Raw genomic sequence first — 7613 nt, 5'->3', positions numbered from 1 at the left:
TTCGGGCCGTCGCCTTCTGCCAAAACACCAGCCAACAAATCGGGGTGAGCGAAGCTGATCTCCGACGACAAGAGCGCCGGGTTGGAGACAAACTGCAAGAGGCGTGCGACAGAGCGCCCTAGGCTGCGAAACGCCTGCTTGCTGCGCGTGTTGAGCGCCGTAGCAGCTTCACGAGACACCTCAAATTTCATGAGCTTGTAGAGCTCACTTTGCATGGGGGCCATTGGAAGCGGCACCATCACCCGATCCACAGGTGGCAAGCCAAGTTCAGTCTTGTTGGTTCGCACGTACACGGGCTTGATGAGCTCAATCACCGTGTCCCTGTTGCTTGGAATTTCCGGATAGAGGAATGCAAACTGAGGGATCAAATCCTCAGCATCCTGGGGCATGGGCGTTCCTGACATGATCAATTTGCCAACAGGTAAGTGAGCAAGGCCCAGAGCGGCTCGCGCTGTCTGCCTTCCGACACCGCTCTTGATGCGGTGGCTTTCATCCAGGAAGACGTGCGTCTTACGTTGCGCTACGTGGGCTGCAACCAGATCAGAGACACGAGCGAGCTGCTGATACGTGATTAGCAGCCATCGCGGATCATCGCCAAGCAGCTTGGCAATCCTTTCCTTACCACCCCGCAGTCGAGTGAACTGCGTTTGAAGATGAGGCATGCAGTCTTTGATCTGCTCGTCCCAAGCGGCAAAGGCGTTCTTCGGCGCGATGACCAGCAGCCGCTCGTCGTCATTGGCCCGATAGAAGAAGGTTGCAAGTGCCTCGGTCGTTTTACCAGCGCCTGGAACCGAGAACGTAGCACCTGCTGGCAGTGCTGCAATGCGGCTGACGTTGCGAGCTTGCTTCTCGGTGAGGTTGCGAGCAAATCCCAGCTCTTGAAGCTTGGCGCGTAGTTGCTGCTCTGCGATTGCCCGTGCTTGCATTGCAAGCTGATAGCCGTCCGTGGCGCGACGCGATTGCCGCAGTAGATCGGCAGCTTTGGGGCTTATGCCTAGAGTGCTACCTGGGAGCAGCCTGTATCCGGCACAGATCTCGCCAAAGCGGTTGCGCGAGGCAATGAAATTCCACCACGGCAGCGAGATCGTGAGCGCGGCTTCTTGCTTTGCGTCCTCGGTCGAATCGAGGATCAGGCGTTTAATGACATCGAACCATGGAGCCGACTCGTCGGGGGCGGCCCAACTCAACACAGCTCGTCGATCAACGTCTCGATAATCAACGCTTAGCATGCTGTTCCACGTAGGCTCGAATCTTTTCGGACTGAGCTTGAATGGCTTCGAGCTGCTTGATCACACCATTGAGCTTTGACTCGGGGCGCAAACCCTCCTTCACGGCTGCGGCAAGAGCAGCCTGGGCCTTCGCGCAGCAATCAAGAAGATAGTTCGCGCTCTTGGCGTCCTTTTGAAGCTGCCGTTGGCTCTCAATGACCTCGACAATGATCTTGCGCGCGGCATCGACGTTCTCAGGCTTTTGAATCTCCTGTGCCAGCGGCAAGTCCCTGGGGTCTTCGCCTGCAGCCGGCGGGACACCGCCAAAGAAATCTGTCAGCGCATCATCAGCGGGCTTGGCAGCTTCAACTTTGAAGGCTTCAAGCAGCTTGGCACGAACTTCGTCAATGCTATCGAGCACAGCAGGAATTGCTTCGTACAGACGGCTTCCGGCTTCCTCAGGCTTGTCGATCAAGATGAAGGCGGCCTCCTTGAAGACCTGCTGCTTTCCCACGCTGGAAATTTTTCCCCGAGCAGCCACGATCTTCTTGAAAGCAAATTCGGAGTCCGACACCATCGACCAGTGATTGGGCTTGGCGCGGGACTTCAAGAACTCCTCGGCATAGGCGCGCATGTCAAAGAGCAGGTCGACCTCGGACTCTTTCATGTCGTAGAGCTCAGCCAACTCCTTGTTGGAAAAGTTGTCGCGCTTCTGCTTGGCCAGCATCATGTTGGCCTGGGCATCCCAGCTGTAATCCGCGCGAATGTCCCTGGTGATTTGTAGCCTGGCTTCGAGTCGATCAATCTCTTTCTCTTCGCAGTGGGGAAGCACTGCAATGTCGATGTGCTGGAAGTGCTTGTAGGTGCCAGGCTCTTTGTGCAAGAGCTCGCGCCAGGTCGCCAGGCGTCGATTGCCATTGACAACAAAGCCGTTCTCATCGAGCAGGATCGGGTTGACCTGCTGATTGGTCGTGTCGTTAAAGTAGCCAGCCAGGTCGGCTTGTTTTGCCAGTTGCAGCAGCAAGTTGTGCTGCGCTTCCTGGGCATCCCAGAGCTCTGGGTCTCCGCTGAAAAGATCAGCACGTGCTTTGGGGTTCTTGGCGAGGTGCTCGGACTGCAAAGACGCGGTTCGACCGTTCACCAAACGGTACTTAGGCAGATCAATGGGAACGCGAATGATCGGAATGTCGATGGTCTTGCCTTGGAACACCACACGCTCCGTCGCACCAAGCGGGTTGGCCAGCAACTTGGTGAACTCTTCGGTGCGTTTGGGCTTGGGCCAGCCAAAGCGCGAGCTTGTTGCCATCTGGGAATTCTGGTTATCGGTCATGCTCACTCCAAGGCGTAGACAAGGGTCGGGACGTGGTAAGCCTTCTTAAAAATTTCCAGCTCACGTTCAAGGCGTTTGGCTTGTGCGATGTTCTTGCCAATGGCTTTCGCGACCTCTTGGGAGGGCACAACGATGGCAGCACTGCTGATCGCGTTGTCGAAGTACAGAACTTGCAGCTTGATGATGTCTGCATAGATCCGGGCCACATTGCCCGTTTGCAAACACAGCCCCACGTTGTCTTTGCTGGACGTGATGGTCATGTCCGAGTCTTTCGAGACTTGAACCTCACCCGACCAGCCCATGGACTTCATCGTAATCAAAAAGGCATCACGAATCTTGGTGGCGGCCCCCTCTGCCGGCTTGATCGTGATGGCAGCAATGGCTGCCTCAATGTCTTTTTGATGGCTCTTGGGGACTGACTTATCCCCAGCACAGTGGCTGTACTTGTAGAACTTCACTCTTCCTCCCGAGTTTTGTACCCCTCCGGGGCCCGCGACAGGCTACTTCTGGTGTGATCAAACACGGGCTTGTTGTGCGGGCGATAGCGGATCGTGCCATCGAGGGTTTCTTGCAATCGTTTAAAGCCTGTCTTGGCGTAGCTGGCGTTGAGTTCGCAACCCCAAAAACGACGGGCATGCAAAGCTGCTGCTACGCCCGCAGAGGCAACGCCTGCAAACGGATCAAACACCAAGTCCCCCGGGTTGGTGAGTGAGAGCACCAGCCGCTCGATAAGGCCCACGGGGAATTGGCAAGGGTGATTTGTCTTTTCAACGTGGTTGCCCTTGACGTTGGGGATGTTCCAAACGTCTTCGGGGTTCTTGCCCAGCGGATTGCCTGAGAACTCGCCCTGGTTGGGGCCCTTGAAGTGCTTTTTGCCGGGGTATTTGGCAGGCACCCGAACGATGTCCAGATTGAAGGTGTACTTGTCTTTGTTGGTCTTGGTCTTGGTGTACCAGAGCACAACCTCGTAGCGGCCCGAGAAGCGCTTCTGAGCATGCAGGCCATGGCCAAAGTGCCATACCACGCGATTGCGTAGTTGCAATTCGTGGCGCTTAAAGATCGGAGCGAACTCGATGTCCAGTGGCCATATCTGGTTGTCATCGACATAGGTGCCCACCTGCCAGCACAAGGAGCCGCCCGGTTTGAGCCGAGGGACCAGCTCATCAATGAGCTGCTCTTGCCACTCCAAATAGCTGTCGAGTGCTCGCCGAGTCTCGTACTCCTTCCCGATGTTGTAAGGGGGGGAGGACACAATCAGATCAAAGAGCGGTTCATTGGGAAGCTGCTTGAGAAGCCCTTCGAGCTTGCCTTGCCACAGGGCGTAGTCATGCGTCAGCAGCTCGGAGGCATCCTGAGACTTGCTGGCTTTCAAGTGGTGTGCTGTTGAAGCGAGCTTCAACAGGTCAAATTCGTTCAGTTTCACTGGAATCGGGCTGAGCATTGGTGTTCTTGTAGATGCCCACAGGCTCATGGGGTGAGCTTGTGTTTGGGCGCTGCTCGATCAGGTGTATGGGCCTTGGCCGCAGGACGATGTGCCCTGTTTGAGTTCGAACAGTAATTGGCCAACAACACTTCAAGCATGTTCACCATGCTGCGATGCTCGGCATCGGCCACGGCCTTCAAAGTAGCCTTGAAGGACGGTGCGACCCGAAGGTTCAGTGTGTCGGTTTTTACTTCATCGAACGTCATGACTTGCCCCGCGACTGTCTGTGCAATTGCGTTAGTGTAAGCAAGTCCATGGACCCCGGATGGAGGGGCCCACTTAGGGGGCTAGGTAGCTCAGGCTCGAGACCTCCAGTTGCGGCGGGGAGGAAATGGTCGTTGACAGCATGCCAACCCGGGCCGGAGAGCGATACGGCTGCAGCATCTCGTAAAGCAGCCGGTGAAGTTGGCGCTTTGCGTTCGTGCCCAATGGCCGCTTGACGACGGACAGTGTGATTACGTCCGGCGGAAACCTGGGACAGCAAGCGCTGCACAGCAGCCACTTACCACCCTCAAACCCTCATCGCCCCCCAAGTCGTCGTCTTCGCAAACGCCGCAAACTCCCGCTTCGTCGCCCCCACCTTGCTCTTGCGGCTCCAGGTCTCACCCGTGGGCAGCTGATAGGTCACCCCGATCTCCGGCGCATTGCCCTCGCTGTCCAGATCGCCGCGCTCTTTGGCCCGTCGGGGGCTGGTGAAGCCCGCGCCTTCCGCCAGCTCGGCCAGCGTCTCCTCCGCCTCGTGGGACTTCATCATCTTGATGAGGTGGATGACGGCGTCCTTCTTCGTCTTGCCCATGTGCGTGAGCTTGTCCGACAGGAAGTTGAGCGTGGATTCGAATTCCTTCGTCGCCTGTTCTTCGGCCTGTTTCATCAACCGCTCCGCGAATTCGCGGAGTTCGGTCGAGCTCATTTTGGTGGTGTCTTTGGCGGGATGGGTCACCAGAGGTTCTCCTAGGGCAAGGTGTAGGTGAGGCGGGCCATGCGCGCACGGACCAGCGGCACAGGCGCTTGTGGCATGGGCGGTAGATAGGCAATGGCCGTGCCACAGGGGCATGGTTGCCGGGCCGAATGCCGGCTGGGGTGGCGAGCTGGCGAGAGTCTAGTCCCTCGGCCGCATTGGGCCTGGAGGGCACCCCAGGCATTGGGAGAGCCCGGGTACCGGTCCCTCAGACCGGGCGCAGGGCCTGGCTGTGGGCGGGCACGTGTTCCAGCGCGATGCCATCCCCCGCCCGCACCTCCCCCGACTCCAGCACCACACCCATCACCCCAGCCTTGCGCACCAGCTCGCCTTGTTCGGTGCGGTTCAGCACGGCGGCCAGCAAGCCGGGCATGAAACGCTCGATCTGCGAACACGGGTTGCGCAGGCCGGTGATCCTCACCAGCGCCCGCGGCCCGATGCGCAGCACGGCGCCTTCGCTCAAACCCAGCAGGTCCAGGCCGGCCGTGGTGATGTTCTCGCCCATCTGCCCTGGCCGCACCCGCAGGCCCTGGACGGCCAGTTCGTCGAGCAATTCGCTGTGCAGCAGATGCACCTGCCGCAGGTTGGGCTGGCTCGGGTCGCGCGCCACGCGCGAGCGGTGCTTCACGGTGACGCCGCAGTGTGCGTCACCCATCACCCCCTGGCCGGCGATGAGCGTGATGGCCGACGCGGTGTCTTTGGAAAACGCGTGAACGCTGAGTGCGTGCACGGCGATGACGTGGGCGGGCATAGAGGTCGCAGCGCCATGGCTTGTCATGAGACTGTCTTTCGCTGCAGAGGTGGGTCAGTGGAGGGACGCCGTGGTCGCCACCGACCACGCCAACAGCACCTGCGCCACAAAGTACGTCGGCCACCCCCACAAGTGATTCACCGGCGACGCCCGCACGAAGCGCTCCCGTGCCACCGCGATGTCGGAGATGGCGAACAGCACCGCCCCCCCCAGCACGATCCAGCGGCCAGTGGCGACCGCATGCCCCACCGCCGCGACGCACATGGACAGGATCACCACCACGTAAACCAGCACCGGCGCCTTGAACCTTGCCGGCGTGTGCGGCAACAGCCAGCGCAACACCACGAAGCCGGCGGCGCAGGCCGCGACCAGCGCCACCGCCATGGCTGGCCCATTCAGCGGGCCGCTCACAAAGGCCGTGGCGTACAGCCCGTGCGACAGCAGGAAAGCCACCAGCCCGGCCATGAAAGCGGCCGAGCGTTTCCCCAATAGCAGCGCGTCCCCCAGCCATCCGAGCACCAGCGCGCCCAGCACCCATTGCCCGTAGCGCGATTGCATTGCGCCCAAAACAATGGCGAGCCACACGAAGCAGGTGCTGGCGCCGAGCTTGGTGAAGGCGCGGGCCAGCGGCCACTGCAGCCGGTCCACCACCAGCAGGGCGATCACGAACAGCAGGCAGGCGGCGGTCAGGGCAACGGGCGGGGTCATCATCGGGCGTGGGTGGGCAGGCCAGGGACGGCCCAAGCTTAGCCGCCGGCACCGCGCGAGGATGGAGCCCCCGCGCGTGGCTTCGGCAATCAGCGCATGGCTTTTGACATCGGCAGCCCCTGCAAGCCAAAAGCCCGAACGGCGGGCCCTGTCGGCAGGAAGCCGTTGCGGCGGTAGAAAGCCTCTGCGGTTCGGGTGCTTTCCAGGCGAAGCGTCGACAGGCCTTGCGCCATGGCGTGCCGTTCGAGGGCTTGCAACAGTGCCTTGCCGAGGCCCGTGAAACGCGCCTCTGGCGTCACGTAGCAAAGTAGGACCTGGTCGCCGCGCGACATGCCGAATCCCTGAGTCGCGCCATCCCGGTCGCCCACGATGCAATGGGCTTCGGTGTCCTGCAGCCAGGTTTCAACGCTCGCCACCGTCTTGTTGCGCAGCCAAGCCTCCATCAACCCGGCGTCGCCGTGGTGGTCGTCCATGCAGCATTCGGTGATGGACCGCCGGATCACCGTGCAGATGGTGGTGGCGTCGCCGGTCTGGGCGGAGCGGATATGGATGGTCATGGGGCGGTGGAAGGACACACAGAGCGGATCCACCGGATGATGGCACCAGGCCCACCCGCATGACAGCGACCGTATCTGGCCGCGCGCTCAGCCCTGCGGCCGCCGCACGATGCGGATCGGCTGTGCCACCACCGGCCGCCCCAGCGCGCCCGACAGCTGGCGCCCCTGCGGGTCCGCCAGGGCAGCGAGCCTGAGCTCGCGCAGGCGCTGCGCGGAGACCCCGGGTTGCGCTTCGTCGAGCAGGGCCTGGAGGTGGCGGTGGCCGCGCCGGTTGGTCTCGCCATAGCCCTTCACCAGGTTGCCGGCCAGGGCGATCTCCAGCGCCGCCGCCGGGTCGGGCAGCAGGCGCTCGATGGCGTCGAGCCAGCGCCGGATCGCGGCCTGTTCCTCGGCGTAACGGAAGCCGCGCCGGCGCAGGACCTTGAACGAGCGCAGCGCGCACAGCACCAGGAAGCCGCGCAGCGTGTCGGTGCGCACCAGCAGGCCGCGGTGCCACGAGCGGCCTTCGGTGGCCTTCAGCAGCGCACGGGCCAGCGCGGGCGGCAGCAGCGAGGCGATCTCGTCGATGCCGGGTTTCAGGTACTCGGTGGTGCGCAGGGCGTCGCCGGTTTTGACGCC

Annotated in this window: 10 protein-coding genes; all 10 read right to left on the bottom strand. The window is 61.2% G+C overall.

Features of this window, described 5'->3' with window-relative positions:
* Positions 1 to 1229 (bottom strand): SNF2-related protein (locus BGO22_RS16540; RefSeq protein WP_286851818.1); only part of this gene is annotated, 1229 nt, incomplete at its 3' end.
* Positions 1216 to 2538 (bottom strand): hypothetical protein, encoded by a 1323-nt coding sequence (locus BGO22_RS16535; protein WP_286851816.1) that lies wholly within the window; start codon positions 2536 to 2538, stop codon positions 1216 to 1218. The genes BGO22_RS16540 and BGO22_RS16535, both read right to left, overlap by 14 nt.
* Before the next feature lie 2 nt (positions 2539 to 2540).
* On the bottom strand, positions 2541 to 2996 hold the full coding sequence (locus BGO22_RS16530) for a BglII/BstYI family type II restriction endonuclease (protein ID WP_286851814.1): 456 nt from the start codon (positions 2994 to 2996) through the stop codon (positions 2541 to 2543).
* Positions 2993 to 4009, bottom strand: coding sequence for a DNA-methyltransferase (locus tag BGO22_RS16525; protein ID WP_286851813.1), 1017 nt, complete (start codon positions 4007 to 4009; stop codon positions 2993 to 2995). The genes BGO22_RS16530 and BGO22_RS16525 overlap by 4 nt, the downstream gene beginning before the upstream one ends.
* Positions 4006 to 4227, bottom strand: a complete 222-nt coding sequence (locus tag BGO22_RS16520; protein WP_286851811.1) for a hypothetical protein — start codon at positions 4225 to 4227, stop codon at positions 4006 to 4008. The genes BGO22_RS16525 and BGO22_RS16520 overlap by 4 nt, the downstream gene beginning before the upstream one ends.
* Positions 4228 to 4532: 305 nt before the next feature.
* Positions 4533 to 4961 carry a hypothetical protein gene (locus tag BGO22_RS16515; protein ID WP_286851810.1) on the bottom strand — a complete coding sequence of 143 codons (429 nt, stop codon included), beginning with the start codon at positions 4959 to 4961 and terminating at the stop codon, positions 4533 to 4535.
* A gap of 226 nt (positions 4962 to 5187) precedes the next feature.
* Positions 5188 to 5730 carry an MOSC domain-containing protein gene (locus BGO22_RS16510; protein ID WP_286851809.1) on the bottom strand — a complete coding sequence of 181 codons (543 nt, stop codon included), beginning with the start codon at positions 5728 to 5730 and terminating at the stop codon, positions 5188 to 5190.
* A 54-nt stretch (positions 5731 to 5784) separates the two neighbouring features.
* Complete coding sequence (locus BGO22_RS16505) at positions 5785 to 6441, bottom strand: lysoplasmalogenase (protein WP_286851806.1); 657 nt, start codon at positions 6439 to 6441, stop codon at positions 5785 to 5787.
* Between the two features lie 86 nt (positions 6442 to 6527).
* Positions 6528 to 6995, bottom strand: a complete 468-nt coding sequence (locus BGO22_RS16500) for a GNAT family N-acetyltransferase (RefSeq protein ID WP_286851805.1) — start codon at positions 6993 to 6995, stop codon at positions 6528 to 6530.
* Between the two features lie 87 nt (positions 6996 to 7082).
* Positions 7083 to 7613: DUF6537 domain-containing protein (locus BGO22_RS16495; RefSeq protein ID WP_353744359.1), on the bottom strand; the 531-nt coding region annotated here is incomplete at its 5' end.

This window comes from Hydrogenophaga sp. 70-12 (genome assembly GCF_001897365.1).
In the GTDB taxonomy this organism is placed as follows: domain Bacteria; phylum Pseudomonadota; class Gammaproteobacteria; order Burkholderiales; family Burkholderiaceae_C; genus Hydrogenophaga; species Hydrogenophaga borbori.
Note: the sequence above shows the minus strand (reverse complement) of the source record. Positions and strands in the feature narration are given on the sequence as shown.